Here is a 26,197-nt window from a genome sequence, read left to right on the forward strand (position 1 = left end):
ATTTGGGCAGGCCTGTTCATCGGCGAAGCGAAGAGCGCCCGCTTTTCCCTGTCCATTTTCCCGGTCAGAACGGGAACTTCATGCCCGGCGGAAGCTTCAGGCCGCCCATGAGCTTCTGGGTCTCCTCGGCCATGTGGTTCTCCACCTTCTGCTTGGCGTCGTTGAAGGCGGCGACGATCAGGTCCTCCAGGACCTCCACGTCCTCCGGATCGACCACGGACTTGTCCAGCTTCAGCTTCCGCAGCTCGCCCTTGCCGTTCAGCGTGACGCTGACCATGCCGGCGCCGGACTGGCCGGTCATCTCGACCTCGCCCAGCTTGGACTGCATCTCCTGCATCTTGGCCTGCATCTGCTGGGCCTGCTTCATCATGTTGCCAAGATTTTTCATGGCTCAGAAATCTCCTTCCCAATCGCCGTCATCGGCGGGTGGTGCATCGAAATAGGGATTGTCGGGGATGCTGTCATCATCGGAATCGGGCAGCGACGCCGCGGCGGCAGCCGCCTGTTCCGCCGCCTGCTCGGCCGCGAGGTCGCGGACCTGCTCGATCTTCGCACCCGGAAAGGCGCTCAGCACGGCCTGGACCACGGGATGTTTCGCCGCCTCCTCCTTGACGCGGGCGAGGGCGGCCTTCTCCTGCTCCGCCAGGGTGGGCGCGCCGGGGGCGGAGGAGACGGAGACCACCCAGCGCCGCCCGGTCCATTCGGTCAGGCACTGGCCCACCCGGCCCGCCAGATTGGCCGGGGCGAAGGAGGCCGGGCGCAGTTCGATCAGCCCGGCTTCGAACCTCACCAGATGGGTGGCGCTGTGCAGCATGCCGCCCAGCGCCCCCTCCCGCCGGTCCATGAACAGCTTCACCACCTCCGGGAAGCTCTGCGGGTCGGCCAGACCGGCCGCCACCGCCACTGCGGGCTGTTGCTGTACCGTGGCGGCCGGCTGCTCCAGCGGGCGGGCAAGGCCCTGGGCGCGGCCGCCGGACACCAGCGCCATGGGCGCGCCGCCATGCATGGCCTGGGGTGCGCCGGCCGGACCGGCCAGCGCCATGGCCCCGTTTCCGCCGCCCGGCCCGTTCGGCCCCAGCAGGGCGCGCGCCGCCGCCTCGGCCCCGCCGGCCTCCTGGATCTTCTTGATGAGGTCGCCGGGGCTGGGCAGGTCGGAGGCGTAGGCGAGGCGGATGACCAGCATCTCCAGCGCCTGCTGCGGCACCGGCGCCTGACTGACCTCGTTCAGGCCCTTGAGCAGAATCTGCCAGGCCCGCGACAAAGCCGGCATGCCCAGCTTGCCCGCCAGCTCCACCCCGCGGGTGCGCTCCTCCTCCGGCACGGACGGGTCGTCCGCCGTGCCGGGGACCACGCGGGCGCGGGTCAGGAAATGGGTGAAGTCCAGCAGGTCCTGCACCACCACGATGGGGTCGGCGCCCCGCTTGTGCATGTCGTCCAGGATGTCCAGCGCCTCCGCCGTGCGGCCGGTCAGCGTGGACGCGAACAGGTCGATGACGCGGGATCGGTCGGCCAGCCCCAGCATGTCGCGCACCTGCTGCGCCGTGACCTGCCCGCCGCCCAGCGCGATGGCCTGGTCCAGCAGCGACAGCCCGTCGCGCACCGATCCGTCGGCGGCCCGTGCGATCAGGGCGATGGCCTCCGGCTCCGCCGCGACCCCTTCCTTCTCCGACACGCGGGTGAAGTGGCCGACCAGCGTGGCATGGTCCACCCGGCGCAGGTCGAAGCGCTGGCAGCGCGACAGCACCGTGACCGGCACCTTGCGGATTTCGGTGGTGGCGAAGACGAACTTCACATGCGGCGGCGGCTCCTCCAGCGTCTTCAGGAGCGCGTTGAACGCGCCCTTGGAGAGCATGTGGACCTCGTCGATGATGTAGAGCTTGTACCGCGCGCCGGCCGGTGCGTAGCGCACCCCGTCGATGATCTCGCGGATGTTGTCGACGCCGGTGTTGCTGGCGGCGTCCATCTCCAGCACGTCGACATTCCGGTCGGCGGCGATGGACACGCACTGCTCACAGACACCGCAGGGGCTGATGGTGGGACCGCCCTTTCCGTCCGGCCCGACGCAGTTCAGGGCGCGGGCGATGATGCGGGCGGTGGTGGTCTTGCCGACGCCGCGCACGCCCGTCAGCATGTAGGCCTGATGGATGCGCCCGGACTGGATGGCGTTGCGCAGGGTGCGGACCAGGGCGTCCTGGCCCACCAGCTCGTCGAAATTCTGCGGCCGGTACTTGCGGGCCAGCACCCGATAGGCCGCACCGCCCTTTCCGGCGGGGGCGGCCTCGGTCCGGGCAAGCTCGGCCGGCTCAAGCGTGGTGTCGGTCACGGGACCTCAATGCTCAGCAACATCGGAACGGCGGCAACCCGCCGGGCGGTATCGCGCGGGCGCAGTCTAGAGCCGGGCGCACCCTTTGTCGCCACCAAAGACGGGCGGACCGGGCCGGAGCGGATTTTCGAAGGAGAGGGTGGGAGGCTGGACGAACGACCCGAGCCGAAACTCGTTACGGCTGCTTCCTTCCGGACCTGACCGGGTTGGCGAGGGACCCGCCCGTTGCCAACCTCCCGCCCCTTATATCGGTGAGCGGGGCGGCGAAGGCAAGAGGAAAGGGATTGGCACCGGCCGTGCCGGGTTCAGGACCATTCCGGACCCGGCCGATTACGGCCTTAGCGCCGTTCGGACCGCTTCTAGCAACGCATGCGCCCCGGCTAGGATGCCGGGCACCTCCCCGGGAGCCGGATAATGTTCGCCCAGATAATCGGCGGCGGCCTTGTACTTGTAGCTGCGGGACAGGAAAGCCGCATGCTCCAGGCCGATTTCGCCCTTCTCGCGACAAAGCTGGTGGAAGAGGTTGTTCGTACCGTGATGCGTGACAGGGATTTTTCCTGTCGTTGCGGCGATATAGGCGTTTGCCGCATGGAAAGCCGCCAGGTAGCAGTCGTGCCCGACGATCTCGGCGTAGCCGTCCGCCGCAAGCCGCTCACTCCGCGCCAGGATGTGGCGCGCCAGTTCCAGAGACCTTGCGGTTTCCGGAGTCACAGCTCCACCCCGTCCTGCCGGACGGAACGCATGAAGAGGGTCGGCTGCGCCAGTTCCGCCTCCGGAAAGGCATGAATCTCGGCATTCACGCCATAAGTCTCGTAGAGCTTCCAGACCAGCGGTACGGCTTGGTCCCATTCCGCCGACCAATCCACCTGCCCCTTCAGGAATACCGCCATATCGTAATCGCTGTCGGGCCGGTGGTCGCCCCTGGCGCGGGAGCCGTAGAGGACCAGTCTGGTCAGCCGATCGCCGAAATGGGCGCGCACAGCGGCGGCGATTCCCGGCAGCCGGGGATCGTCGGGACAGCTCATCCGGTTGGGCATCGATCCATCCATGGCGGCATCCTAACACGGTCGCCATGCCGTGCGTATGCCCCCCTGGAAAATCCCCACGCCGCGTGCCACTACTCTTCCCACCATGAGCATCGTCAATTTCTATGCGGGCGGGGCGCTGGACAGGGCCGCCACCCGCCGCCGGGATCCGGAGTGGCTGCAGGCGCGGCTGGCCGATCCCGCGACCCGCATCGTCCCCTATTGGCGCGGCCGCTATCTGGTCGGCGGCGATGCGGAGGCGCCGCAGCCGGTCTGGCTGAACTCCGGCGAGGGCTGGTGGCGGGAGCATCTGACCCTGGACCCGGTCTTCCTGGGCCTCGGCCGGGAAGCGGATGGGGCGGAGGCGGCCTGGTTCGCCATCGACCTGTCCGGGATCGAGGAGCCGGAGGCGCACCGGATCATCGCCGGCCTGGGCAGATTCGTGGAGCTGCGCGCCCTGGCCATGACCATCCCGGCGGAGGCCGGCCACATCCTGGCCTATGCCCGCGGGCTGATGGGCTGGCATGCCAAGCACCGCTTCTGCGGCGTCTGCGGCAGCCCGACGGCGGTGGAGCAGGCCGGACATGTGCGCCGCTGCACCAATCCCGACTGCGCCACCAGCCATTTCCCGCGCAGCGATCCGGCCGTGATCATGCTGGTGCATGACGGCGGCGACCGCTGCCTGCTGGGCCGGCAGGCGCAGTTCCTCAAGGGCTTCTATTCCACCCTGGCCGGCTTCGTTGAGCCGGGGGAGAGCCTGGAGGATGCCGTCCGGCGCGAGGTGATGGAGGAGGCCGGGATCGAGGTCACCGACGTCCGCTACCATTCCAGCCAGCCCTGGCCTTTCCCCTCCTCCCTGATGCTGGGCTTCACGGCCCGTGCGGTGAGCCTGGACATCCAGGTCGACCATGACGAGCTGGAGGATGCCCGCTGGTTCGACCGGGACTGGATCAAGGCCCACAAGCCCAGCGACGATTTCCGCCTCTCCCCGCCGCTCAGCATCTCCCGCCGGCTGATCGACGACTGGCTGGCAATGGGGTGAGGGCGGAGCGAGATCCTGCCTGATCCAATTTCCGTCACCCCGGCGCAAGCCGGGGTCCAGGGCCACCCACACCGCCCTCGGGACTCCTGGGTCCCGGCTTTCGCCAGGATGACGGGATGGGATACGATGCTTGGAAGCTGAGCGCCCCCTCACCGCCCCTTCAGCATCTCCCGCGCCCGCTCCAGATCCTCCGCCGTGTCCACCCCCAGCGGCACGGCGTCCACCACCGCGGCGCGGATGGTCATGCCGTCGGCCAGCGCCCGGAGCTGCTCCAGCTTCTCGCGCTTCTCCAGCGCCGCCGGCGGCAGGGAGACGAAGCGCTCCAGCGCCGCCCGGCGGTAGGCGTAGAGGCCGATATGGTGGAAGAGCGGGCCGTCGCCCCAGGGGGCAGTGGTCCGGGTGAAGTAGAGGGCACGGCCCTCCCGCTCCCCCGGCGCCAGCTCCAGGATCGCCTTCACCACGTTGGGATTGGCCTTCTCCTCCTCCCGCACGATCTCCACCGCCAGGGTGGCGATGTCGGTGCCGGGGCGGGAGAGCGGGGCGAAGACGGCGCGGATGGTTTCCGGCTCCACCGTCGGCAGGTCGCCCTGCACGTTCACCACCGAATCGTGCCGGCCATCGGGATCGATGCGGCGCACGGCCTCCCATATCCGGTCGGAGCCGGAGGGATGGTCCGGGTCGGTCAGCACCGCCTGCCCACCGGCCGCGACCACGGCATCGGCGATGGCCTGCTCCGCCGCGGCGACCACCACGGGACCGATCCCGGCCTCCACGGCGCGCCGCCAGACATGCACGATCATGGGCTGGCCGTCGATGTCGGCCAGCGGCTTGTCCGGCAGGCGGGTGGAGCCGAGGCGAGCCGGGATGACGATCAGGGGATTGCCGGGAGCGGACATGGCGGACCGGGTGGCGCAGGTTGCGGGATGGCGGAGCCGTGCGACATTTGGTCCGCCGGGTCAAGGCCGAAACCGCATGTGCGCGACGGCACCTTACGCTAACTTCGCCCACCGAACCGACGGCGCTCGCGCTGGCGGATGGCATGGACTGTGCGCCGTCATGGCGCTATTGTGCCGCCGCTTCAGGCAGGCAGCGGACCCGGACGCACGAGGGGTCCCGGCATATAAGGGTTAGTCTTATGGCAGGCAGCACGTTCAACAAGGTTTTCATGGCTATCCTGGCGGCGATCCTGGTCGCCATGCTGGCCGGCTTCATCTCCCGGCAGATCGTCCATCCGCACATGCTGGCGGAGAACGTCTACCAGGTCGAGATTCCGGAAGGCACGGCCACCGCCGGCGCTGAGGAGGAGCCCGCCGGGCCCGAGCCGGTCGCCCCGCTGCTGGCCGCGGCCGATCCCGCCGCCGGCGAGAAGCTGAGCCGCGCCTGCGCCGCCTGCCACACCTTCGAGCAGGGCGGCGCCAACAAGGTCGGCCCGAACCTGTGGGGCGTCGTCGGCGGCCCGCACGCCCATGCCGAGGGCTTCGCCTACTCCGACGCCATGGCGGCGCTGCACGACAAGCCGTGGGACTACGAGGCGCTGAACGCCTTCCTGGCCAACCCGAAGGCGGCCATCCCCGGCACCAAGATGAACTATGCCGGCATGAAGAGCGTGCAGGACCGTGCGAACCTGATCGCCTGGCTGCGCACCATGTCCGCCAACCCACCGCCGCTGCCGTAAGCGGCAGACGCCGGACAGGCGCATGCGCTAGGATGAGGGGGACGGTCGCAGGGCCGTCCCCCTTTTCGTTTCAGCCCCCTGCCGCACGGCCCATGCCATGACCGACCAGACCATCGTTCCGCCCGAGTTCGTCACCCTGGCCGGGCAACTGGCCGATGCCGCCGGCATGGTGGCCCGACGCCACTACCGCACGCCGGTGGCGGTGGACGTGAAGGCCGACGCCAGCCCGGTCACCATCGCCGACCGGGAGGTGGAGAGCGCCATCCGCGCCCTGCTGGCCGCCGAAAGGCCGGGTGACGGCATCCTGGGGGAGGAGCATGGCAGCCAGGGGCTGGATGCCGAATATGTCTGGGTCATCGACCCCATCGACGGCACCAAGAGCTTCATCACCGGCCGCCCGCTCTTCACCACCCTGATCGGGCTGCTGCACCGGGGCGTGCCCGTGCTGGGCGTGATCGACCAGCCTGTCGTGGGCGACCGCTGGGTGGGTGGGGGCGGCCGCACACTGCTGAATGGCGAGGTGGTGCGCACCCGCCCTTGCCCGGACCTCGCCTCCGCCACCTTTGCCGCCACGGCCTCCATCGGGCCGGGGGCTGCGGGGCCGGAGGTCATCGCCCGCCTGACCGGCGGGACCCGTTATGCCGTCTGGGGCGGCGACGCCTTCATGTACGGCATGCTGGCGGCCGGCTTCGTGGATCTGATGGTGGAGGCCGGGCTGCAGCCCTATGACTGGGCGGCGCTGGTGCCGGTGATCGAGGGCGCCGGCGGCTGTATCACCGACTGGCAGGGCCGGCCTCTGCGGCTGGGCACGGATGGCAATGTGGTCGCCGCCGGCGACGCGCGGGTACATGCGGCGGCGCTGGAGCTGGTCGGGGCGTAGGCCGGTGCGGAAGCGCGTCGGCCACGCCTGCGCGTGACCGACGCGCTTCCGCTCGCTCCAACATCCGCCCAAACGCAAGCCGCGGGCACGATGCCCTCCAAGCCCCCCTTTCGACAGGCTCAAGGTGCTGACCGGCGAAGAGCCGTCCCGCATTCGCCAGCAGCCCCGCTCAGACCCCGCTGCCCATATCGAACCAGACCGCCCGCCCGATGCCGGCCACCGCCCCTGCGGCATCGTAGAGCGCCGTGCCGACATGGCGCTTGCGCCCGTCCGCCGCGATCTGCCAGCCGGCGAGGGTACAGCGCTCCCCCGGCCGCACTGTGCCGCGCAGTTCCACGGTGAACCGGCCCAGAAGGAAGGTGCCGGGCCTGTCCCCCATGGCGGCGAAGGCGCCGGGGCAGTCCAGGGCGGCCCACAGGAATTCCGGCCGTACGGTCCCGTCCGGGCCGGCCAGACCTTCATCTGGACTCCAGGGGGCCGCCACCATGTGCATGCCGGTCGGGCCGGGGAAGATGCGCAGACCGTCGCCAGCCTCCCGCTCAGGCCCACAGACGAAGCAGCCCGGAAAGGCATGGAACTGCCAGCCGATGAAGCGCTGGGACGCCGCTTCCGCATCGGCAAAGTCGGGCGCCGGCGGCGCTTCGATGCCGGGATTGCCCGGCTTCGCCTCTGCGACCAGCGCGCCCTCATGCAGCAGGGCGATGCTGCCGTCCGCCCGCCGCTCCACCGCCATGGCCGTATCCAGCGGCGGCGGCTTGCGCAGGGTAACCTCGGCCCCCTGCCCGTCCAGGAGCCCGGCCAGCATGCCGCAGACATAGCCGCCATTGCCAGAGCCGGGCGGCCCGCGGAAGCGCCGCTCGATCGTCAGATTCCGCACCGGAGGCGGCCCTCAGGCGTTGGCGGCGCGGCGGCGCATGAAATCGTCCAGCGCGCCGGCCATGTCGGCCAGCAGCTTCGCCACCAGCGGCTCCGTCCGCACCCGTGCCCAGACGGAAGCCACCTTGGGATGGTCCGCGAAGGCGTCGATCCGGCCGAAGGCGGGCAGGAACCGCTCCAGATAGAAACAGGCCGGCACCAGAGTGCAGTCGGCCAGGGTCACGCTCTGCCCCGCCGCCCAGGGCCCCACCAGCAGCCGGTCCAGCCCGTCCAGCCCGCGCTTCAGATCGGCGAGGTTCTTGTCCACAAACTCCTGGTCGCGGGTGGCCGGGTTCATCTGGTTCAGCAGGCCCAGCAGCACCGGCATGATGTAGAAATCCACCGCCCGGTCGATCATGCGGACCTGCGCCCGCTCCCAAGCACCCAGGGGCAGCATGCGCGGCTCCGGAAAGACCTCTTCCAGATATTCGCAGATCACCTCTGACTCGATGACATGGCGGCCCTCATGCTCCAGCACCGGCATCTTGCCATAGGGGTTGATGGTCAGGAATTCCGGGGATTTCAGGCTGCCGCCCACCGGCTCGGCCAGGGGAACGTCCAGCCCCTTGTGCCGGATCACCAGCAGCACGCGGGCCACATGGGGGGATAGGGCGGCGCCGTAGAGCTTCATCATCGTCCTCATCACGTCATTCCCGCCGCGATCGACCAGATGGCGGGCCATGCCGGGCGGGAACCCTAACATGCAGGCTGCCGGGTTGGGCGCGGAAACTTCACGGCGCGGCCGGGTCGTCGCAGCCCGGAGACAGTGCCGCGACAATAGGCGGCATTTTATACAAACATGGCCGATCTGCGATTCGGTTGCCTTGATTATGGGATGCCGGCGCCGACCTGTCCGCAAGTAGGCAGGTTTCCAATCGGAGCCGCGGCATTGGGGAGTGTGGAGAAATGATGATCGGGCCGGCCCGCCCGCTGATGGATCTGGCGGAGGCGCGGCTGAGCGCGGCCTTCCAGTGGTGGGATGGGTTGCGGCCGCCCGCCGGAGCGCTGCCGCTTGCGGAAAGCCTGGAACTTGCGAATGTGCCGGGCAGCGTGATGCCCCATCTGGCGGTATGTAGCGGCTTTACCCCGGATGGCCGCCTGCGGGCGGAATTCATCGGCACGGTCGCCGGCATGTTCGGCGGCGGCGATGCCGCCGGCCGGTTCCTGGATGAATTCTATCCGCCCGCGACTGCCCGCGTCGCCGCCGACATCTTCCACAGGGTGGAGGAGCTGCGCAGCCCGCTGGCGGGAATCTTCGAACTGGGGCTCGACGGGCAACTACTGATGACCACGCGGCGGCTGTATCTGCCCTTCATCGATGCGGCGGGCGGAATCTGCCGGTTCGCAGCCGTGCTGACCTACGAGCTGACGGAAGCGGGGCGGGTCCAGCGCCCGCGCATGTTCCAGCAGGCGCTGGACATCATGCGGATGGAGCTGTTTCCGCCCGCCCCCTGATCCCGTGCCCCCGATCCCGTCAGCCCTTGAAGGTGTCCTTGTGCTGCTCCCGCAGCAGGGCCTTCTGGACCTTGCCCATCTGGTTGCGCGGCAGCTCATCCACGAACCAGACGCGCTTCGGCACCTTGAAGTTGGCGAGTTCGGCCTTTACTGCGGCGATGATGGACTGATCGGTGACATCGTCCCGGCCCGGACGCTTCTGCACCACGGCCGCCACCGCCTCGCCGAAATCCGGGTGCGGCAGGCCGATCACGGCGCTCTCCACCACGCCGTCCAGCCCGTCGATCACCGTTTCGATCTCCTTGGGATAGACGTTGAATCCGCCGGAGATGATCAGGTCCTTGGCCCGGCCCACGATGTGGACATAGCCGCGCCCATCCACCTTGCCGACGTCGCCGGTGATGAAGAAGCCGTCGGGCCGCATCTCCTCCGCCGTCTTTTCCGGCTTCTTCCAGTAGCCCTTGAACAGGTTGGGGCCGCGGAACTCGATCACCCCGATCTCGTCCGTGCCCAGCACCTTGCCGTGCTCATCCGTCACCCGCAGTTCCACATCCGGCAGCGGGAAGCCCACCGTGCCGGGGATGCGGTCTCCGTCATAGGGGTTGGAGGTGATCATGCCCGCCTCGGTCATGCCGTAGCGCTCCAGGATCGCATGGCCGGTGCGCTCGGAGAATTCGCGGTGCGTGTCGGCCAGCAAGGGGGCGGAGCCGCTGACGAACAGGCGCATGTGGGAGACGAGGTCGCGGTTGAACTTCGGATGGGCCAGCAGGCGGGTATAGAAGGTGGGCACGCCCATCATCACCGTCGCCTTGGGCAGCAGCTCCACCACCCTGTCCGCATCGAACTTGGACAGGAACAGCATCTCCGTCCCGTTCATCAGCGTGGTGTTGGTGGCCACGAACAGCCCGTGCACATGGAAGATCGGCAAAGCATGCAGCAGCACGTCGCCGGGCTGGAAGCGCCAGTATTCGTGCAGGGTGCTGGCGTTGGAGGAGAGATTGCCGTGGCTGGTCATCGCCCCCTTTGACCGGCCGGTGGTGCCGGAGGTGTAGAGGATGGCGGCCAGATCGTCGGTATCCCGCGGTACGGTGTCGAAGCTCTGCGGCAGGTCCCGGGCCATGTCGGCCAGACTGCCGTCCCCATTGATGCCCAGGGTCAGCACATGCGGCACGCCGGCCGCATCGGCCAGCCCCTTCATCTCCGCTTCCGTCTCCGGCCGGCAGACGAAGACCCGCGGCTCCGCATCCTCCAGGAAATAGCTGATCTCGCCCCGCTGATAGGCGGTGTTCAGCGGCAGGAACACGGCCCCGCAGCGCACCGCCGCCAGATACAGCATCAGGTTCTCGGGGCTTTTCTCCACCTGCACCGCGACCCGGTCGCCCGGCTGCACGCCCAGCGAGACCAGCGCATGGGCGAAGCGGGCGGAGACCGTATCCACGTCGCCATAGGTGAAGGAGTCGCCGGCCCGCGGCCCGTCGCAGATGGCGAGGAAGCGTGCGTTCCGATCCTGCGGAAAGCGGCTCTCGAACAGATGGTACAAATTGCCGGATGCGGGCGCGGTGGCCATGGATACTTCCTCCCGGATCGTTCTTGATCTCTCTGCGACCGGACGATAGCCGCCCGCGCGGCACCTGTCGATTGCCGAGGATGTTGCACGGGCCTGCACTCGACGGGCCAGCCATCCTCCGGGCCGTCGATTTCGTGTTGACCGGGACTTAAGCCTGTCGGAGTAGGGTTCTGTCCGAATGGATACACCCAGCCTGAACGAGCCTTCCCATGCTGCCCGCCCGATCCCTGATCCTTGCTCTGCCCGCCTGCCTTGCCGCGGAACCGGCGTTGGCTGCCGGTTTTTCGGGCACCGCATTCGGGGGCGGTTTCGCCGTGCCGCTGTTCGTGCTGCTGCATCTGCTGGGTCTGGTGGCGCTGGGGCTCTGGGCGGCGGAGCAGGGCGGGACGGAAGCCGGACGTATTCCGGTCGCGGGTCTGGCGGCAGCCGCCATCTTCGCCCTGCTGTATCAGGTCGGCGTCCGCATTCCCTACACCATGCTGGTGCTGGAAGGATCGCTGTTGGTGCTGGGCGGGTTGGTGCTGGTGGGCACGGCCTTGCCGCTGGTCATCGGAATCGTCGTGGCCGTGATCGTCGGGGCCGCCCAGGGCATCCATCTGGGCGCCACCGGCACCAACGCCTCCGCCCTGTTCTGGCTGGGTCTGGCGGCGGGCGCATTGCTGGCACTGGCGGCCGGCGTCGGGCTGTCCGCCATGCTGCGCGAATTGGGGTCGCGCATGGCGGCGCGCGCCACGGGCGGCGCATTGGCGCTGGTGGGCGCCCTGATGCTGTTGAATGTGATCTGAACCGCCGTAGCACGCACCCGCAACCGGCTGCGGCAATTAAGCCACAGTTCCGGTCCAACTGCGCCACAGTTCGATGTTCCAGTTTGTTCACGGTACCGTTTCAACCGCATTCGGGTTGTCATCCGGATGTATGCGCCGTCGAGGGAGCCAGGGACCATGAGCGATCGGGCGGGAACCGAGCTGCGGACCAGCGCAACCCGGATCGACCGCCGCAACCTGCTGCGCGGAGGCGTCGCCGCCGGTCTGGCAGCACTTGCGGGAGCCGGGCCGTTCGGGTCTGGCGATGCCCTGGCCCAGGACATACGCTTTTTCCAGATCGGCACCGGAACCACCGGCGGCACCTATTTCCTGATCGGCGGGCTGCTGGCCAATGCCATTTCCAACCCGCCGGGATCGCGCCCCTGCGACCGGGGCGGAAGCTGCGGCGTGCCGGGGCTGATCGTGGTGGCCCAGTCCACCTCCGGCGCGGTTGAGAATGTGATGGCGATGCGGGACCGCCGGCTGGAGTCCGGGATGGTGCAGGCCGACATCGCCTATGCCGCCTATCTCGGCCGCGGGCCGTTCAGCGATGCGCCGGCCTTCGACACGCTGCGCTCCATCGCAAACCTCTATACCGAGACCATCCACCTCGTCGTCCGCGCCGAGAGCGGCATCCGGACCGTGGCCGACCTGAAGGGCAAGGCCGTTGCGATGGGGGAGAAGGGGTCCGGCACGCTGGTCAGCGCGCGGGCCCTGCTGAACGCCTACAAGCTGTCGGAAAAGCGGGTGAAGCCGGTCTATCTCAGCCCCGGCACCGCCGGCGACCGGCTCGCGGACGGGGAGATCGACGCCTTTTTCATCATCGGCGGATACCCCCTGCCCGCCGTGGCCGACCTGGCCCAGCGCCTGCCCATCCGCCTGATCCCCTTCGACGACGAGCATGCGGCCGAACTGGAGAAGCGCCTGCCCCTGTTCACCGAGACGCAGATCGAGGAAGGGGCCTATCGCGGCGTGCCGGCCGTCCGCACCCTGGGCGTGGGCGCGCAGTGGGCCGTCAGGGGCGACATCGATGCCGATCTGGTCTACGGCATCACCCAGGCCCTGTGGAATCCCACCACAGCCAAGATCCTGTCCAACTCCCACCCCCGCGCGGATTCCATCAATCTGGAAAGCGCGCTGTCCGGCCTTGCCGTGCCGCTGCATCCCGGGGCGGAGCGCTTCTACCGCGAGGCCGGCCTGATCACCGAAACGGCGGAGGTGGTGCCGGCCGTTGAGCTGAACCGCCCCGCCCCGCCCGCGGCGGGTTCATCACCGGCGCCCGCCCCGGCGCGCAAGCCGGGGCAGTGATCCCTTAGATTCCGAAGTCGATCACCCATTCCTCGGCCAGCGCGGACTCGGTCCATTCCCGCATGAAGGGATGGGCCAGCACCGCGTCCACATAGGCCTGCGCCCCGGCGCTCAGCTCCACGCCCCAGGTGACGAATCGGGTGCAGACCGGGGCGTAGAAGCAGTCCGCGATGCCGAAGGTTCCGAACAGGAACGGCCCGCCGGCTCCGTACCGGCTGCGGCAGTCGGCCCAGAGTTCCTGGATGCGGCGGATGTCGCCGGCGGCCTTTTCCACCCGGTCGGGATGGTCGCGCCGCTGCTTCAGATCCATGAACAGGTTGGAGCGGAGGTCCTGGAAACCGGAATGCATCTCCGCCGCCACCGAGCGGGCCAGGGCGCGGGCCCCCTCCTCCGCCGGCCAGAGCCCGGCCTGGGGATGCCGCTCCGCCAGATACTCGCAGATGGCCAGGCTGTCCCAGACCGTCAGCCCGTCCTGCTTCAGGACCGGCACCTTGCCGGCGGGGCTGTGCTCCAGGATGCGGGCCTTTGTCTCCGGCGTGCGGATCGGGATCACCACCTCCCGGAACGGCTGCCCGGTCAGCTTCAGCGCCAGCCAGGGGCGCAGCGACCAGCTTGAATAGGCCTTGTTCCCGATGACGAGGACGGTTTCGGCCATGATGAACCCCGCAACATGCATGTATCGGCGGCCGCCAGCCTAGGACGGGGCGGCGGCCGTGGCAAAGGGGCTTTTCTTGCGCGCCCGTCCGGCGCATCCTGCGCGCCGGTTCCGACCGACGGCCTATCAGAATTCGAGGAAACACCCGTGCTGTCCTGCCTGCGCCCCGCGCCCGCCGAAGACACCGTCGCCATCCTGCCGATCCGCAAGGACGCCCTGGACAGTTGGCTGGCGGAGGCGCCGCAGCAGCAGGCCGCCTGGGTCAGGAGCCTGGGCTTCACCGCTGCACCCGGCAGCACCGCCCTGATCCCCGGCGAGGATGGCAGGCTCGCCCGCGTGCTGGCCGGGGTGGGGGAACGGATCGACCTCTGGTCCCTGGCCGGCCTGCCCGGGTCCCTGCCCTTCGGCAGCTATGCCATCGAGGGCGTTTCCGACCAGCGCGAGGCAACCGCCATCGCCACCGGCTGGGCGCTGGGCTGCTACCGCTTCACCCGCTACAAGAAGCCCGCCAAGGAACTGCCGACCCTGGTGATGCCGGAGGCCGCCGATTCCGAGGCGGTGGAGCGGGTGTCCAGCGCCGCCTACATGGTGCGCGACCTGGTCAATACCCCGGCCGAGCATATGGGACCGTCCGACCTGGCCCGCGCGGCGGAGCAGTTGGCGGCCGAGTTCAGCGCCACCCTGCGCCTGATCGAAGGCGACGACCTGCTGGCCCGCAACTTCCCCATGGTGCATGCGGTGGGCCGCGCCAGCTCCCGCCCGCCGGTCTTCATCGACATCACCTGGGGCGATGCCGACCACCCGGCGGTGGTGATCATCGGCAAGGGCGTGTGCTTCGATACCGGCGGCCTGGACATCAAGCCGGCCGCCGGCATGCTGATGATGAAGAAGGACATGGGCGGGGCGGCCCACGCGCTGGGCATCGCCCGCATGGTGATGATGGCGAAGCTGCCGGTGCGGCTGCGGGTCCTGATCCCGGCGGTGGAGAATTCCATCTCCGGCAATGCCTTCCGCCCTATGGACATCCTGCCTACCCGCAAGGGGTTGACGGTGGAGATCGGCAATACCGACGCCGAGGGCCGCCTGATCCTGTGCGATGCGCTGGCGGAGGGGGATTTCGACCAGCCGGCCCTGATGATCGACTTCGCCACCCTGACCGGCGCGGCCCGCGTGGCGCTGGGCGCCGACCTGCCGGCCATGTTCAGCAATGACGATACCGTCGCGGAGGATCTGCTGGCCGCCTCCCGCGAGACGGACGACCCGCTGTGGCGCATGCCGCTGTGGCAGGGCTACCGGCAGCAGCTGGACAGCAAGATCGCCGACCTGAACAATGCGCCGGGCGGCGGCATGGCGGGGGCCATCACGGCGGCCCTGTTCCTGGAGCAGTTCGTGTCCAGGACAACCCCTTGGGTGCATCTGGACCTTTATGCCTGGAACCAGGGCAACCGCCCCGGCCGGCCCGAAGGGGGCGAGGCCATGACGCTACGCGCCATCTTCGCCCTTCTGGAAAAGCGGTTCGGAAAAGCGGCCTGACCGACACGGCACCGTAACGAACGGCTTACCCCTTGGCGCTTGCCCCAACCCTAAGGTTTGGGCACACTCGTGACAGGACCCCCGGCTGGTTGCCAGCATGGCTGGCCGGCCGGGGCCATATCCTGGACCCGGGGAGTGTCGGATGTCGCGGAACCTGGAAGCGCTGCAACTGTGGCGCGGTGCTCTGGTCGCCAGCGTGCGCAATGACGGCCCCGACCTGTCGGCGCGGCAACTGGCCCTGCTGCTGACCGTCTACCTGACCCCGCCGCCCCATACGGTGCGCGGGCTGGCGCTGTCGCTGAACGTATCGAAGCCCGCCATCACCCGTGCGCTGGACCGTCTGGGCCGTCTGGGCTATGTGAAGCGCAAGCGCGACGCGGAGGACCGGCGGAACGTGCTTGTGCAGCGGACGGTTAAAGGGTCCGTGTACCTGACGGAGTTCGGGCAGATGGTGATCGATGCCGGGCAAGCGGTTCCGCCCCCGGCCGCCACGGCCTCGGCCTCCGCCGGAACGGTGTCCACATCACCAGCGGAACCGGCGGCAGCCCCCCTATGAGCGACAAATCCAAGCGTCCCGACCCGCGGGTCCACCCCTACCGGCCGGATCTGGCGGCGAGCTATCTGCGGGGCCAAGTGGAGGCCAAGCGTTTTGTCGACGGCGTACCATGTCAGGTGCGCACCGGCTTCGCCAGCATGGCGGAGAAGCCGAGCTTCGAGTCGCGCCAGTCCACCCAGCTCCTGTTCGGGGAGGTCTTCACCGTCTATGACGACAGGGACGGCTGGGTCTGGGGGCAGAACGACACCGACGGATATGTCGGCTGGATACGGCTGGAAAGCCTGACCGACGAGGTGGGGGAGCCGACCCATCAGGTCACGGCGCTGCGCACCTTCCTCTATGCCGAACCCGACCTGAAGACCCCGTCCGTGGACGTGCTCAGCATGGGCGCCCTGGTCGGCGTGGTGGGAGAGAAGGACGGCTGGGTCGCGATTGATGGCGGCGGCTGGCTCTATGCCCGCCATGTCTCCCCATTGGATGCGGAGCCGCTCGATCCGGTGGAGACGGCGCTGAAGTTCCTGGGCGCGCCCTATCTCTGGGGCGGGCGCACCAGCATCGGGCTGGACTGCTCCGCCCTTGTCCAGATCGCCTGCCTGATGGCGGACATCGACGCGCCGCGTGACAGCGACCAGCAGCAGGACGCGCTGGGCGAGCTGGTGTCGAAGGACGGCGGGGGCCATGAGTACCGCCGCGGCGATCTTGTCTTCTTCCCCGGCCATGTCGGCATCATGGCCGACGGGACCGACCTGATTCACGCCAACGCCCACCATATGTGCGTGGTCCGCGAACCCCTGGCCGATGTCGTTGCCCGTGCCGGCGCGAAGGGCATCACTGCGGTGAAGCGGCTGTAGGTCGGATCAAGCGGAGCGCCGATCCGACACGGTGGCGAGGACCGGCGGCGGTGCGCCGGATCACCGCCCCACGGCCTCGATCCGTCCCACGCCTCAATACCCCCTCGCCCGATCCACCAGATTGATCAGCGGCTCCCCCGCCCGGTGCCGCCGGATGCCGTCGGCGATGGAGCCGACGGCCGTACGGGGCTGGGTCAGCGACGCGATGTGGGGGGTCACCACGATGCGGGGATGGGTCCAGAAAGGGTGATCCCGCGGCAGCGGCTCGGCATGGAACACATCCAGGCTGGCCCCCGCCAACTGCCCGCTGTCCAGGGCCGGAATCAGATCCTCCTCCACCAGATGCTGGCCGCGGGCGGCGTTGATCACCACGGCCCCGCGGGGCAGGGCCGCGAACAGCTCCGCATCCAGCAGCCCTTCCGTCTCGGACGTCAACGGCAGCAGGCAGACCAGGATCTCCGCCCCGGACAGCAGGGTGCGCAGCCCCTCCTCGCCGTGGAAGGTCTCGATGCCGGGCAGCGTCTTCGGCGTGCGGCTCCACCCCGCCACGTCGAAGCGCAGCGCCTTCAGCACCGTCGCGGCATCCGCGCCCAGCACGCCCAGCCCCAGCACGCCGACCCGCCGCTCCCGCGCCAGCTTCAGTTCCTGCGGCTTGTGCCAGTCGCGCCGGCGCTGATGCTCCTGGAAGTCCCCTGCCCCGCGGTGCCAGTACAGCACTTGCTGGCACACATATTCGGTCATCCCCTCCGTCAACCCGTAATCCACCATGCGGACCAGCGGCAGGTTCGGCAAGGTAGGGTCTTCCAGCATCGCATCCACCCCGGCGCCTAAGGAGAAGATCACCTCCAGATTCGGCAGTCCGGCCAGCACGCCCGGCGGCGGCCTCCAGGCCAGCGCATAGACCACGTCCGCCGGGTCCGGGCAATCGGGCCAGACACGATAGGTCAGATCAGGGACCTGCGCCCTCAGCGCGTCGATCCAGGCGGCGGCATGATCGTGGGGCGAGATGAAGAGAAGCGTCGGCATGGATGACCCGTGGACCGTGGACGGGCCGTCCTTATCCCATGAAAAAGCCCCGCCGGGCAAAGCCGGCGGGGCGAGTATGCTGCTGGGGGTCGATGTCCTGCCCGCACCATGCGGGCAGGGCCGTGACTTAGAACTGGAACTGGACACGAGCGCCGACGGCGTCGGTCTCCACGTCCGGCAGGGCGCCCGGGCGGTCGTTCTCGATCATCAGGTAGTTCAGCATGAAGCGGATGGCCGAGTTGGCGTACCAGTTCACGCCGAAGGTCCAGATCGTCTCCTCGCCGTTCAGACCGCCCTGGTTCAGGGAGCCGAAGGCGCCGACATCGCTCAGATCCACGACGGAGTAGCGCGCCACCAGCTCGACGGCGCCTACGCCGTTCTGACCCGCCGGCCAGGCCGGGGTGACGCCGCGCCAGGCGCCGTCACGGTAGCCACGACGCTCACCGGTCAGCACGTAACCGGCGGCGGCATACCAGCCGCTGTACTCGGGATCGACCGGCGTGGCGGCGGTCGCGACGGCGTTGTCGGTTTCCGCACCGAACCGGTAATACTCGGCGCCGGCCCAGAAGCTCTGGTAGGTGAAGGCCAGATCCGCGCCATAGGCGTAGGCGCTGTCCACGTCGCCGATGGTGCCGGAGCGGGTCACGCGGTCGCGGTTGGCGCCGATGCGGATGGCCGGACGATCGTCGAAGCGGAGGCTGGCCGCATCGCCGGCGGGAGCCTGAGGCGCGAACTTGTAGGCACCGGTGGCGCCGATGCCGAGCGTGCCGAAATTGTCTTCCCAGGCCTTGACCGCAACGCGGCCCAGCACGTTGCCCTCGTCATCGCCCAGCACCTCGCCCGTGCGGGCGCCAGTCAGGTAGGCGGCGGCGAACACGCGCTCACCGGAATACTGGCTGCCGGCCAGCAGGCGGCTGTCGGCGCCGCCGACATTGCCGGTGACGATGTTCACGACCGGCGCACGCTCCATGAACGGGATGTCGTTGGAGGAGGTGCTGTCCTCGAGGCCCCACTTCGGCTTCGCCAGACCGACGATGAACTCCCAACTCTCCAGGCCGCGGTAGGAGATGTTCGCCGCCTGCAGCAGCGCGTCCGAGCCCCGCTCGCCGGCGAAGTCGCCGGTGAACTCGAAGCCCCAGTCGCCGAAGACGGTGCCGGCGACGCCCAGACGGGCGCGGCGGACATTGAAGCCGTCATTGTAGTCGGTGTCGTTGTCGTTGTCCGGGAACCAGTGCCCGTAATCCAGATGGAAGCGGGAGCGGATCGCGACGTCGAAGGCCTTGTCGGCGGAACGGACGCGGAGACGGCCGCCATCGGCGGACACGTTCGGCATCCGGGACACCTTCTCGTCCACGGCCTTCACGTCCTTCTGGACCTTGTCGGCCAGAGTACGGACCTGGGCCTGAAGCGCCTCGATCTGCTTGTTGAGGGCGTCGATCTGGCCCTGGGTGGCCTGTGCAGCGGCAGGGCCGGCCGCCAGCGCGGACATGCCGAGCACGGTGCCGGCAAGCAGGGTGGTCTTCAACGTCATGGTCTGGAAACTCCGGTTTCATTTTAGATGCCGGCGTCCGCAGCGGAACTTCGGATGGGGGCCACCCGTCCGCACGACGCCGTGTCTCGCCGGGCCGGGCTACCAGAGGGCCGTGACCATCCGTTTGAATTTATGTTGCAGTGCAGTGACGCCGGTCACCTGTGCCGATTTTGCAACTGCGAGAAAAGAGTGCCGGAGTCCGACGGCCCCCTGCCCGCTCCGTTGCCCCTGAACCGGCGGAGCGTGGCCGGCGCTTGACCGCCCTCGCCGGCCCGTCCATGGTCCGCGCCAGCGAGTTCACCCCGGACCTGTGGGCCGGGCGGAGAGTGAGGATCGAACCACGATGCGTGGATTTGCATTTGCGCGGGCGGCCCTGCTGGCCGCCACGGCCCTGGCGGCGGGCGCCGCACAGGCCGACGAGGGGATGTGGACCCTGGACAATGTGCCCTTGGAGAAGGTGGAGGCCGCAACCGGCTTCAAGCCGGACGCCAAGTGGCTGGAGAAGGTACGCCTCTCCTCCGTCCGTCTCGCGGGCGGCTGCTCCGGCAGCTTTGTCTCCGGCGAGGGGCTGGTGATGACCAACCATCACTGCGTGACCGACTGCTTGGCGGAGCTGTCCACGGCCGAGGACGATCTGATGGCCGACGGCTTCCTGGCGCAGACCCGCGCCGAGGAGCGGAGTTGCGCCGGGATCGAGGTCAACCAGCTGGTGGAGATCACCGACGTCACCGACCGCATCGCCAAGGCCACCGACGGCACGACCGGGGAGGCTTTCGCCACCGCCCGCCGCGCCGCCATGGCGGAGATCGAGGGGCAGTGCGCCGGCGGCGACGCCAATCTGCGCTGCGATGTCGTCACCCTGTACCAGGGCGGCCAGTACCATCTGTACCGCTACAAGCGGTTCCAGGACGTCCGCCTGGCCTTCGCGCCGGAGCATTCCATCGCGGCTTTCGGCGGCGACCCGGACAATTTCAACTTCCCGCGCTACTCGCTGGATATGAGCCTGCTGCGCGTCTACGGCGCGGACGGCAATCCGATCTCCAGCCCCGACCATTTCAACTGGTCCAAGGCGGGTGCCGAGAAGGGCGACGCCGCCTTCGTGACCGGCCATCCCGGTTCCACCAGCCGCCTGGACACGCTGTCCCAGTTGGCGGCCCTGCGTGACAGCTACATCCCCGAGACGCTGATGTGGCTGTCGGAGAAGCGCGGCCGGCTGGCCGAGTTCGGCCGCCGCGGGCCGGAGGAGTTCCGCATCTCGCAGGAGCAGCTCCAGGGCATCGAGAACGGCCTAAAAGTGTGGCGCGGCCGGCAGCAGGCCCTGGCCGACCAGGAGTTCTTCTCCACCCTCGTGGACCGGGAGCTGGAGCTGCGCCAGAAGATCGCCCAGAACCCGGAGCTGCGCGAGCTGGTGGGCGACGCCTATGGCGAGATCGAGGAGGCCGCCAAGGCCACGCAGGTCAATGAGAAGCGCTACATGATGCTGGAGCGCGGCCGCGGTTTCGACAGCGACCTGTTCCGGCAGGCCCGCACGCTGGTGCGCGCCGCCGAGGAAGCATCCAAGCCCAATGCCGAGCGGCTGCGCGAGTTCAGCGAGGCCCGCCTGCCCGCCCTGAAGCAGCGCCTGTCCAACCCGGCCCCGGTTCCGGTGGAACTGGAGAAGATGACGCTCGGCTTCTCCCTCACCAAGCTGCGGGAGGCGTTCGGACCGGATCACGCGCTGGTCAAGGCGGTGCTGGGCAAGAAGTCGCCGGAGCAGGTGGCGGAGGAGCTGGTGTCCGGCACCAGGCTGGGCGATCCGGCCGTGCGCCTGTCCCTGTTCGAGGGCGGCAAGGACGCCATCGCCAAGTCCGACGACCCGATGATCGCGCTCGCCCGGCTGGTGGATGAGGAGGCCCGCGCCGCCCGCCGCAAGCAGGAGGAGTACGACGCCACGATCGAGGCGGCCCAGGCCCGCATCGCCCAGGCCCGCTTCGCCGTCTATGGCGACAGCATCTATCCGGACGCCACCTTCTCGTTGCGCCTGTCTTTCGGCCGGGTCCAGGGTTGGACGGAGCCGGACGGCACGGTGGTGGAGCCCTTCACCACCTATGCCGGCCTGTTCGACCGCGTCACCGGCGCCCATCCCTTCGCCCTGCCGGAGAGCTGGCAGAAGGCCAAGGACCGGGTAAACAAGGATGTGCAGTACAATGCTGTCTCCACCAACGACATCATCGGCGGAAACTCCGGCTCTCCCCTGCTGAACAGCAAGGCAGAGGTGATCGGGCTGGTGTTCGACGGCAACATCCACTCCCTGTCCGGCGAGTATGGTTACGAGCCCAAGCGCAACCGCTCGGTCTGGGTGGATGTGCGCGGCATGGCGGAGGCGCTGCGCAGCGTCTACCGTGCGGACCATCTGCTGACGGAGCTGGGCGTGAAGTAAGCGCCCATCGCATCGACGTACCGCGAGCGGCGGCCCCACCGGGGCCGCCGTTTCCGTTTGTGCCCGAACAGCTCCTACCTAGCCAGAAAGGTCTAGGGCTTAGGCAGTGGCAAATTATCCGCGAGAGCCGATTGCCGGTAGGTGCAACTGGTCCATATTGAAAGCCGGCGTTGCGAGAGGCCGGGCGGAAACAGTGCGCCGCCCGGCCGCATAGCCGCCGGGGTACCGGAGCACTGCCGCGGGAAAAGCCTGCGGCAACCGTCCGTGGGAAAATCCTGCGGGAACGGCGCGCCGGCCCCGGCGGTTATCGGCTGGAACAGACGACCAGCACGGGACGCACCATGACCGACAAGCAATCCAAGCACGACAAGGCCCACGATCTGGCCGAGCAGGCCGTGGATAAGGCCGTCAGCGGCGATCAGGACCAGGCCAAGAAGCTGGCCGAGCAGGCCAAGCGCATGGACCCCTCCGCCGTTGAGGAGGTCAGCAAGGAAATCGAGCAGGAGCGCAAGGACGCCGAGAAGCACAGCCGCGAAGGCTGATGCCCCGGAACCCCACCTCTCCGCCTCCCGGCGAGACCGGGATGGCGGAGCGCTGAAGCCGATTTCGAGGATGGTCCGACCGCACTGGTCCCTGCGTTCGGCCCCTGCGCATTGCACCTTCCGCTTGCGCCTTTCCGCCGCATTCCCCATATCGTCCAGCGCACGCCCATTCCGGGGTGCTTGGAACCATGGTGATGCGAGATGACTGAGGAAAAACTCAGCTTCCAGGCGGAGGTGAGCCGCCTTTTGGACATCGTGGCGCACAGCCTCTATTCGGAAAAAGAGGTATTCCTGCGCGAGCTGGTGTCCAACGCGTCGGACGCCTGTGACAAGCTGCGCTATGCGGCGCAGACCGACGGGTCGCTGACGGCGGAGGACCCGGAGTTCAGGATCGCCCTGACCGCGGACAAGGATGCCCGTATCCTGACGGTGGCCGATAACGGCATCGGCATGAACCGGGACGAGCTGGTGGAGAATCTGGGCACCATCGCCCGGTCCGGCACCGGCGCCTTCGTCGCCAACCTGACCGGCGATGCCAAGAAGGATCTGTCGCTGATCGGCCAGTTCGGCGTCGGCTTCTATTCCGCCTTCATGGTGGCGGACAAGGTCACGGTGGTGAGCCGCCGGGCCGGCGAGGCGCAGGCCTGGCGCTGGGAAAGCGACGGGCGCGGCAGCTTCACCATCGCCGAGGCGGACGAGGCCAATGCGCCGAAGCGCGGCACCCGCATCACCCTGCACCTGAAGGAGGATGCGGCCGAGTTCACGGACGAGTACCGCTTGCGCGAGGTGGTGAAGCGCTATTCCGACCACATCGCCGTGCCCATCGTGCTGCTGGGCAAGAATGAGGACGGCAAGGAGGAGAAGGAGACGCTGAACAGCGCCTCGGCCCTCTGGACCCGGCCCCGCGCCTCCATCACGGAGGAGCAGTACAAGGAGTTCTACCACCATGTCGGCCACGCCTTCGACGACCCGTTCCTGACCATCCATTGGCGGGCGGAAGGCGTCATCGAATATACCGGCCTGCTGTTCGTGCCCAGCCAGCGGCCCTTCGATCTGTTCGATCCCGGCCGCAAGCACCGGGTGAAGCTGTATGTCCGCCGCGTCTTCATCACTGACGAGGCGGAGGAGCTGCTGCCGAGCTGGATGCGCTTCCTGCGCGGCGTGGTGGACAGCGAGGACCTGCCGCTGAATGTCAGCCGCGAAATGCTGCAGAACAACCCGATGCTGTCCAAGATCCGCCAGGGTCTGGTCAAGCGCGTGCTGGGCGAGTTGCAGAAGAAGGCCGGCGACGCCGAGGCCAAGGACGCCTATGCCAAGTTCTGGGACGCCTTCGGCCCGGTGCTGAAGGAAGGGCTGTATGAGGATTTCACCCACCGCGACGAGCTGCTGAAGCTGGCCCGCTTCCGCACCACCGCCAGCAATGGCGAGTTGGTGAGCCTGGAGGAGTATGTGGCCCGCATGAAGGAGGGCCAGGACGCCATCTACTACATCTCCGGCGAGGACCGGGCGGCGCTGGAAAAGAGCCCGCAATTGGAGGGCTTCCGCGCCAAGGGCGTGGAGGTGCTGCTGCTGACCGACGGCATCGACGAGTTCTGGGTGCCCCAGGTTCGGGAAGCCAACGGCAAGCCCTTCAAATCCGTCACCCGCGGCGGAGCCGACCTGTCCAGGATCAAGGGTGAGGAGAAGGACGAGGCCAAGCCCGAGGAGAAGACGGAGAGCGGCGAGGTCGGGTCGCTGGTCGCCCTGCTGAAGACCACCCTGGGCGATCAGGTCAAGGACGTCCGCACCACCGAGCGCCTGACCGACAGCGCCGTCTGCCTGGTGGCGGATGAGGGCGATATGGACATCCATCTGGAGCGGCTGCTGAAGCAGCATCGCCAGTTGGAACAGACCTCCAAGCGTATCCTGGAGATCAATCCCAAGCACCCGATGGTGACCGCGCTGGCCGCCCGCGTCTCGGCGCAGGGCGCCGGATCGGAGCTCGAGGATGCCGCCTGGCTGCTGCTGGACCAGGCCCGCATCCTGGAGGGCGAGCCCCTGCCCGACCCGGTCGCCTTCGCCCGGCGGCTGTCGCAACTGGTGCAGAAGGGCCTCGGCTCCGCCGCGGCCTGACGCCCGTTCGCCTGACATCCAGTCGGCCCTGCCGACACGATCCCGCCCGGAGATGCCGTCTCCGGGCGGCTTCGTTTTTACCCTGCCGCATTGCCTTGGATCACAGCACCCCACCTTTATCTCTGGCATGGTCGCGCCAGGATGGGTCTATGGAATGGCCGCAACCCGTCACGGTTGCCCGGACCCGCCCGATCTTTCCGGGCATGGATTGGTAAGGACGAGCATGGCGCGCTGGGTGAATCCACGAATTCTGGCCGGGGCACTGGCCCTGTCGCTGCTGGCCGCCGCCCCTGCCCCGGCGCAGCTCGTGGACCTGCACGGCGCGTTCCGCGAGCGGCTTCTGTCCGGGGAGGGGCTGCCGGCTCCCGACCGGGCGGGCCGCGACCTGGACATACTGCGCGCCTTCTATGACGGGCGCGGAGGCCAGCCGGTCTGGATCGTGCAGGATCGCCCCACCGACCAGGCCAGCCGCCTGCTGGCGTCCCTGGCCGCCGCCGACCGGGAGGGGCTGACGCCGCGGGATTACGGCGTGGCGCGGATCACCGCGCTGATGGAGCGGGGCGACAGCCCGCAGGCGCTGGCGGAGTTGGAATTGCTGCTGAGCCACGCCGCCCTGAACTATGCCCGCGACCTGGATGTCGGCCGGATCGAACCCAAGCTGGCCGATCCGGAACTCTACCTTGACAGGGCGGAGCCCGACCCGCTCGCCCTGCTGCGCAGTCTGGCCGGCGCCTCCGATCCGGGCACGGTGCTGGACGCGATGGCGCCCCGGCGTAGCGATTATACCCAGCTCCGCGCCGCCCTGGCCGCCTACCGCACGCGCAAGGATGCGGGCGGCTGGCCCGCCGTGCCGGCCGGTGAGACCCTGCGGCCGGGTGAGCGCCAGGACCGTGTGCCGGCCCTGCGCAGCCGGCTGGCCGCAACCGGGGAATATGCCGCGGAGCACTTCCTTCCGCCGGACCCGCTGGTCTACGACCCGGCCCTGGAGGAGGCCGTGAGGCGCTTCCAGCGCACCCACGGGCTGGAGCCGGACGGCGTTGTCGGCGCTGCCACCCTGGCTGCCATGAACGTCACGGTGGATCAGCGCATCGAACAGATCCGCCTGAACATGGAGCGTTGGCGCTGGATGCCCGACGAGCTGGGGCCCAACTACCTGCTCGTCAATCTGGCCGGTTTCACGCTGGAGCTGTTCGAAAGCGACCGGGTGATCCATACCGCCCGGGTGGTGGTGGGCACGCCCTATCAGAAAACGCCGGTCTTCAGCGACAGCATGACCTATCTGGAGGTCAATCCCTACTGGAACGTACCGCCCAGCATCGCCAAGGGTGAGTTGCTGCCCAAGTTGCAGGAGGACCCGTATTATCTGGCCAGGAACGGTTACACCCTGTTCAGCGACTGGTCGGAGAATGCCATCCCGCTGGACGCCGCCCTGATCGACTGGTCCAAGGTGCGGCCCGAGACCTTCGGCTACAAGATCCGTCAGGACCCGGGCGACAACAATGCCCTGGGCCGGATCAAGTTCATGTTCCCCAACCAGTTCGACATCTATCTCCACGACACGCCGTCCCGACGCCTGTTCAGCCGCGCCAACCGGACCTTCAGCCATGGCTGCATCCGGGTTGAAGACCCCTTCGCCCTGGCGGAAAGGGTGCTGGCCATGACCGGCACCAAGGCATGGGACCGGACACGGTTGGATGCCACATTGCTGACCGGGCAACGGCAGGTGATCCGCCTGGCGACTCCTCTGCCGATCCATCTCAGCTACATCACCGCCTTTGTGGATGAGACCGGTGAGATGCAGTTCCGCAATGACATCTACGGCCGCGACGCCAAGCTGGCCGCGGCCCTGCGCCGGTCCCGCATACCCTGGCCGGAACCGGCGGCCGATGCCGCCCGCGCCTTTCTGGCGCCGGCGCTGATGGACCCGCCGAGCGGTCCTTGACCGCCACGGGCACTTGTCGCTTGCCTTCCCCTTTTGG

General features: G+C 68.5%; 24 protein-coding genes and 1 other RNA gene. 13 read left to right on the top strand and 12 right to left on the bottom strand.

What is annotated here, in order from left to right:
- Positions 1-64: 64 nt before the first annotated feature.
- The 5 genes from DOL89_RS13370 to DOL89_RS13390 all read right to left on the bottom strand — a co-directional run bounded on the left by DOL89_RS13370 (position 65) and on the right by DOL89_RS13390 (position 3,372).
- Positions 65-388, bottom strand: a complete 324-nt coding sequence (locus tag DOL89_RS13370; protein WP_119679596.1) for a YbaB/EbfC family nucleoid-associated protein — start codon at positions 386-388, stop codon at positions 65-67.
- Positions 389-391: 3 nt separating this feature from the next.
- Positions 392-2,323 (bottom strand): DNA polymerase III subunit gamma/tau, encoded by a 1,932-nt coding sequence (locus DOL89_RS13375; protein WP_119679597.1) that lies wholly within the window; start codon positions 2,321-2,323, stop codon positions 392-394.
- 139 nt (positions 2,324-2,462) lie between these two features.
- Positions 2,463-2,560, bottom strand: an RNA gene (gene ffs / locus DOL89_RS13380) — signal recognition particle sRNA small type.
- A 93-nt stretch (positions 2,561-2,653) separates the two neighbouring features.
- On the bottom strand, positions 2,654-3,034 hold the full coding sequence (locus tag DOL89_RS13385; RefSeq protein WP_162937511.1) for a HEPN domain-containing protein: 381 nt from the start codon (positions 3,032-3,034) through the stop codon (positions 2,654-2,656).
- A complete protein-coding gene (locus DOL89_RS13390; protein ID WP_225889797.1) occupies positions 3,031-3,372 on the bottom strand; it encodes a nucleotidyltransferase domain-containing protein in 342 nt (113 codons plus the stop codon). Before DOL89_RS13390 ends, DOL89_RS13385 begins: the two co-directional genes overlap by 4 nt.
- A 34-nt stretch (positions 3,373-3,406) precedes the next feature.
- Here DOL89_RS13390 and nudC point away from each other — a divergent pair, with 34 nt between their 5' ends.
- On the top strand, positions 3,407-4,390 hold the full coding sequence (gene nudC, locus DOL89_RS13395) for an NAD(+) diphosphatase (protein WP_318658539.1): 984 nt from the start codon (positions 3,407-3,409) through the stop codon (positions 4,388-4,390).
- A 149-nt stretch (positions 4,391-4,539) separates the two neighbouring features.
- Here nudC and DOL89_RS13400 read toward each other — a convergent pair whose 3' ends face one another.
- Positions 4,540-5,286 (bottom strand): 3-deoxy-manno-octulosonate cytidylyltransferase, encoded by a 747-nt coding sequence (locus DOL89_RS13400; RefSeq protein ID WP_119679600.1) that lies wholly within the window; start codon positions 5,284-5,286, stop codon positions 4,540-4,542.
- 239 nt (positions 5,287-5,525) lie between these two features.
- On the opposite strand from DOL89_RS13400, the gene DOL89_RS13405 reads away from it, so the two are divergent.
- Both DOL89_RS13405 and hisN read left to right on the top strand, forming a co-directional pair.
- Positions 5,526-6,065, top strand: a complete 540-nt coding sequence (locus tag DOL89_RS13405) for a c-type cytochrome (protein WP_119679601.1) — start codon at positions 5,526-5,528, stop codon at positions 6,063-6,065.
- A 97-nt stretch (positions 6,066-6,162) separates the two neighbouring features.
- A complete protein-coding gene (hisN, locus tag DOL89_RS13410; protein WP_119679602.1) occupies positions 6,163-6,945 on the top strand; it encodes a histidinol-phosphatase in 783 nt (260 codons plus the stop codon).
- 169 nt (positions 6,946-7,114) lie between these two features.
- Here the strand turns inward: hisN and DOL89_RS13415 are convergent, their stop codons facing one another.
- Both DOL89_RS13415 and DOL89_RS13420 read right to left on the bottom strand, forming a co-directional pair.
- The gene (locus DOL89_RS13415) at positions 7,115-7,822 is read right to left on the bottom strand and encodes a hypothetical protein (protein WP_205574585.1); all 708 of its coding nucleotides are present in this window, start codon (positions 7,820-7,822) and stop codon (positions 7,115-7,117) included.
- 12 nt (positions 7,823-7,834) lie between these two features.
- The gene (locus tag DOL89_RS13420) at positions 7,835-8,542 is read right to left on the bottom strand and encodes a glutathione S-transferase family protein (protein WP_205574586.1); all 708 of its coding nucleotides are present in this window, start codon (positions 8,540-8,542) and stop codon (positions 7,835-7,837) included.
- A 224-nt stretch (positions 8,543-8,766) separates the two neighbouring features.
- Between DOL89_RS13420 and DOL89_RS13425 the strand changes: the two genes are divergently transcribed.
- Positions 8,767-9,315, top strand: a complete 549-nt coding sequence (locus DOL89_RS13425) for a hypothetical protein (protein WP_119679604.1) — start codon at positions 8,767-8,769, stop codon at positions 9,313-9,315.
- Positions 9,316-9,334: 19 nt separating this feature from the next.
- Here the strand turns inward: DOL89_RS13425 and DOL89_RS13430 are convergent, their stop codons facing one another.
- Positions 9,335-10,882, bottom strand: a complete 1,548-nt coding sequence (locus DOL89_RS13430) for a malonate--CoA ligase (protein WP_119679605.1) — start codon at positions 10,880-10,882, stop codon at positions 9,335-9,337.
- Positions 10,883-11,091: 209 nt separating this feature from the next.
- Here DOL89_RS13430 and DOL89_RS13435 point away from each other — a divergent pair, with 209 nt between their 5' ends.
- The gene (locus DOL89_RS13435; protein ID WP_119679606.1) at positions 11,092-11,667 is read left to right on the top strand and encodes a HupE/UreJ family protein; all 576 of its coding nucleotides are present in this window, start codon (positions 11,092-11,094) and stop codon (positions 11,665-11,667) included.
- A gap of 156 nt (positions 11,668-11,823) precedes the next feature.
- Positions 11,824-12,993, top strand: a complete 1,170-nt coding sequence (locus DOL89_RS13440) for a TAXI family TRAP transporter solute-binding subunit (RefSeq protein WP_119679607.1) — start codon at positions 11,824-11,826, stop codon at positions 12,991-12,993.
- Between the two features lie 4 nt (positions 12,994-12,997).
- Here DOL89_RS13440 and DOL89_RS13445 read toward each other — a convergent pair whose 3' ends face one another.
- Positions 12,998-13,648 carry a glutathione S-transferase family protein gene (locus DOL89_RS13445; RefSeq protein WP_119680430.1) on the bottom strand — a complete coding sequence of 217 codons (651 nt, stop codon included), beginning with the start codon at positions 13,646-13,648 and terminating at the stop codon, positions 12,998-13,000.
- 147 nt (positions 13,649-13,795) lie between these two features.
- On the opposite strand from DOL89_RS13445, the gene DOL89_RS13450 reads away from it, so the two are divergent.
- From DOL89_RS13450 to DOL89_RS13460, 3 genes are all read left to right on the top strand, one after another.
- The gene (locus DOL89_RS13450) at positions 13,796-15,181 is read left to right on the top strand and encodes a leucyl aminopeptidase family protein (protein ID WP_225889798.1); all 1,386 of its coding nucleotides are present in this window, start codon (positions 13,796-13,798) and stop codon (positions 15,179-15,181) included.
- A 142-nt stretch (positions 15,182-15,323) separates the two neighbouring features.
- Positions 15,324-15,737, top strand: coding sequence for a MarR family transcriptional regulator (locus tag DOL89_RS13455; protein ID WP_119679609.1), 414 nt, complete (start codon positions 15,324-15,326; stop codon positions 15,735-15,737).
- Positions 15,734-16,588 carry a C40 family peptidase gene (locus DOL89_RS13460; protein ID WP_119679610.1) on the top strand — a complete coding sequence of 285 codons (855 nt, stop codon included), beginning with the start codon at positions 15,734-15,736 and terminating at the stop codon, positions 16,586-16,588. The genes DOL89_RS13455 and DOL89_RS13460 overlap by 4 nt, the downstream gene beginning before the upstream one ends.
- 93 nt (positions 16,589-16,681) lie before the next feature.
- On the opposite strand, the gene DOL89_RS13465 is transcribed toward DOL89_RS13460, so the two are convergent.
- Both DOL89_RS13465 and DOL89_RS13470 read right to left on the bottom strand, forming a co-directional pair.
- Positions 16,682-17,614, bottom strand: coding sequence for a 2-hydroxyacid dehydrogenase (locus tag DOL89_RS13465; RefSeq protein ID WP_119679611.1), 933 nt, complete (start codon positions 17,612-17,614; stop codon positions 16,682-16,684).
- Positions 17,615-17,741: 127 nt separating this feature from the next.
- Positions 17,742-19,145, bottom strand: coding sequence for an OprO/OprP family phosphate-selective porin (locus tag DOL89_RS13470; protein ID WP_119679612.1), 1,404 nt, complete (start codon positions 19,143-19,145; stop codon positions 17,742-17,744).
- 343 nt (positions 19,146-19,488) lie between these two features.
- Here DOL89_RS13470 and DOL89_RS13475 point away from each other — a divergent pair, with 343 nt between their 5' ends.
- The 4 genes from DOL89_RS13475 to DOL89_RS13490 all read left to right on the top strand — a co-directional run bounded on the left by DOL89_RS13475 (position 19,489) and on the right by DOL89_RS13490 (position 26,160).
- The gene (locus DOL89_RS13475) at positions 19,489-21,564 is read left to right on the top strand and encodes a S46 family peptidase (RefSeq protein ID WP_119679613.1); all 2,076 of its coding nucleotides are present in this window, start codon (positions 19,489-19,491) and stop codon (positions 21,562-21,564) included.
- A gap of 341 nt (positions 21,565-21,905) precedes the next feature.
- The gene (locus DOL89_RS13480; protein ID WP_119679614.1) at positions 21,906-22,106 is read left to right on the top strand and encodes a hypothetical protein; all 201 of its coding nucleotides are present in this window, start codon (positions 21,906-21,908) and stop codon (positions 22,104-22,106) included.
- Positions 22,107-22,307: 201 nt separating this feature from the next.
- Complete coding sequence (gene htpG, locus DOL89_RS13485) at positions 22,308-24,218, top strand: molecular chaperone HtpG (protein WP_119679615.1); 1,911 nt, start codon at positions 22,308-22,310, stop codon at positions 24,216-24,218.
- Between the two features lie 223 nt (positions 24,219-24,441).
- Positions 24,442-26,160: a L,D-transpeptidase family protein gene (locus tag DOL89_RS13490; RefSeq protein ID WP_119679616.1), complete on the top strand. Its 1,719-nt coding sequence runs from the start codon at positions 24,442-24,444 to the stop codon at positions 26,158-26,160.
- The last annotated feature ends 37 nt before the right edge of the window (positions 26,161-26,197 follow it).

The sequence above is a fragment of the Indioceanicola profundi genome (genome assembly GCF_003568845.1).
In the GTDB taxonomy this organism is placed as follows: domain Bacteria; phylum Pseudomonadota; class Alphaproteobacteria; order Azospirillales; family Azospirillaceae; genus Indioceanicola; species Indioceanicola profundi.

Coding starts and splice junctions, on each gene's coding strand:
- DOL89_RS13400 (WP_119679600.1), bottom strand. CDS start 5,286: ATGTCCGCTCCCGGCAATCCCCTGATCGTCATCCCGGCTCGCCTCGGC.
- nudC (WP_318658539.1), top strand. CDS start 3,407: ATGCCCCCCTGGAAAATCCCCACGCCGCGTGCCACTACTCTTCCCACC.
- DOL89_RS13480 (WP_119679614.1), top strand. CDS start 21,906: ATGACCGACAAGCAATCCAAGCACGACAAGGCCCACGATCTGGCCGAG.
- DOL89_RS13425 (WP_119679604.1), top strand. CDS start 8,767: ATGATGATCGGGCCGGCCCGCCCGCTGATGGATCTGGCGGAGGCGCGG.
- DOL89_RS13470 (WP_119679612.1), bottom strand. CDS start 19,145: ATGACGTTGAAGACCACCCTGCTTGCCGGCACCGTGCTCGGCATGTCC.
- DOL89_RS13460 (WP_119679610.1), top strand. CDS start 15,734: ATGAGCGACAAATCCAAGCGTCCCGACCCGCGGGTCCACCCCTACCGG.
- DOL89_RS13390 (WP_225889797.1), bottom strand. CDS start 3,372: ATGGATGGATCGATGCCCAACCGGATGAGCTGTCCCGACGATCCCCGG.
- DOL89_RS13370 (WP_119679596.1), bottom strand. CDS start 388: ATGAAAAATCTTGGCAACATGATGAAGCAGGCCCAGCAGATGCAGGCC.
- DOL89_RS13405 (WP_119679601.1), top strand. CDS start 5,526: ATGGCAGGCAGCACGTTCAACAAGGTTTTCATGGCTATCCTGGCGGCG.
- hisN (WP_119679602.1), top strand. CDS start 6,163: ATGACCGACCAGACCATCGTTCCGCCCGAGTTCGTCACCCTGGCCGGG.
- DOL89_RS13455 (WP_119679609.1), top strand. CDS start 15,324: ATGTCGCGGAACCTGGAAGCGCTGCAACTGTGGCGCGGTGCTCTGGTC.
- DOL89_RS13430 (WP_119679605.1), bottom strand. CDS start 10,882: ATGGCCACCGCGCCCGCATCCGGCAATTTGTACCATCTGTTCGAGAGC.
- DOL89_RS13465 (WP_119679611.1), bottom strand. CDS start 17,614: ATGCCGACGCTTCTCTTCATCTCGCCCCACGATCATGCCGCCGCCTGG.
- htpG (WP_119679615.1), top strand. CDS start 22,308: ATGACTGAGGAAAAACTCAGCTTCCAGGCGGAGGTGAGCCGCCTTTTG.
- DOL89_RS13435 (WP_119679606.1), top strand. CDS start 11,092: ATGCTGCCCGCCCGATCCCTGATCCTTGCTCTGCCCGCCTGCCTTGCC.
- DOL89_RS13490 (WP_119679616.1), top strand. CDS start 24,442: ATGGCGCGCTGGGTGAATCCACGAATTCTGGCCGGGGCACTGGCCCTG.
- DOL89_RS13440 (WP_119679607.1), top strand. CDS start 11,824: ATGAGCGATCGGGCGGGAACCGAGCTGCGGACCAGCGCAACCCGGATC.
- DOL89_RS13420 (WP_205574586.1), bottom strand. CDS start 8,542: ATGGCCCGCCATCTGGTCGATCGCGGCGGGAATGACGTGATGAGGACG.
- DOL89_RS13475 (WP_119679613.1), top strand. CDS start 19,489: ATGCGTGGATTTGCATTTGCGCGGGCGGCCCTGCTGGCCGCCACGGCC.
- DOL89_RS13445 (WP_119680430.1), bottom strand. CDS start 13,648: ATGGCCGAAACCGTCCTCGTCATCGGGAACAAGGCCTATTCAAGCTGG.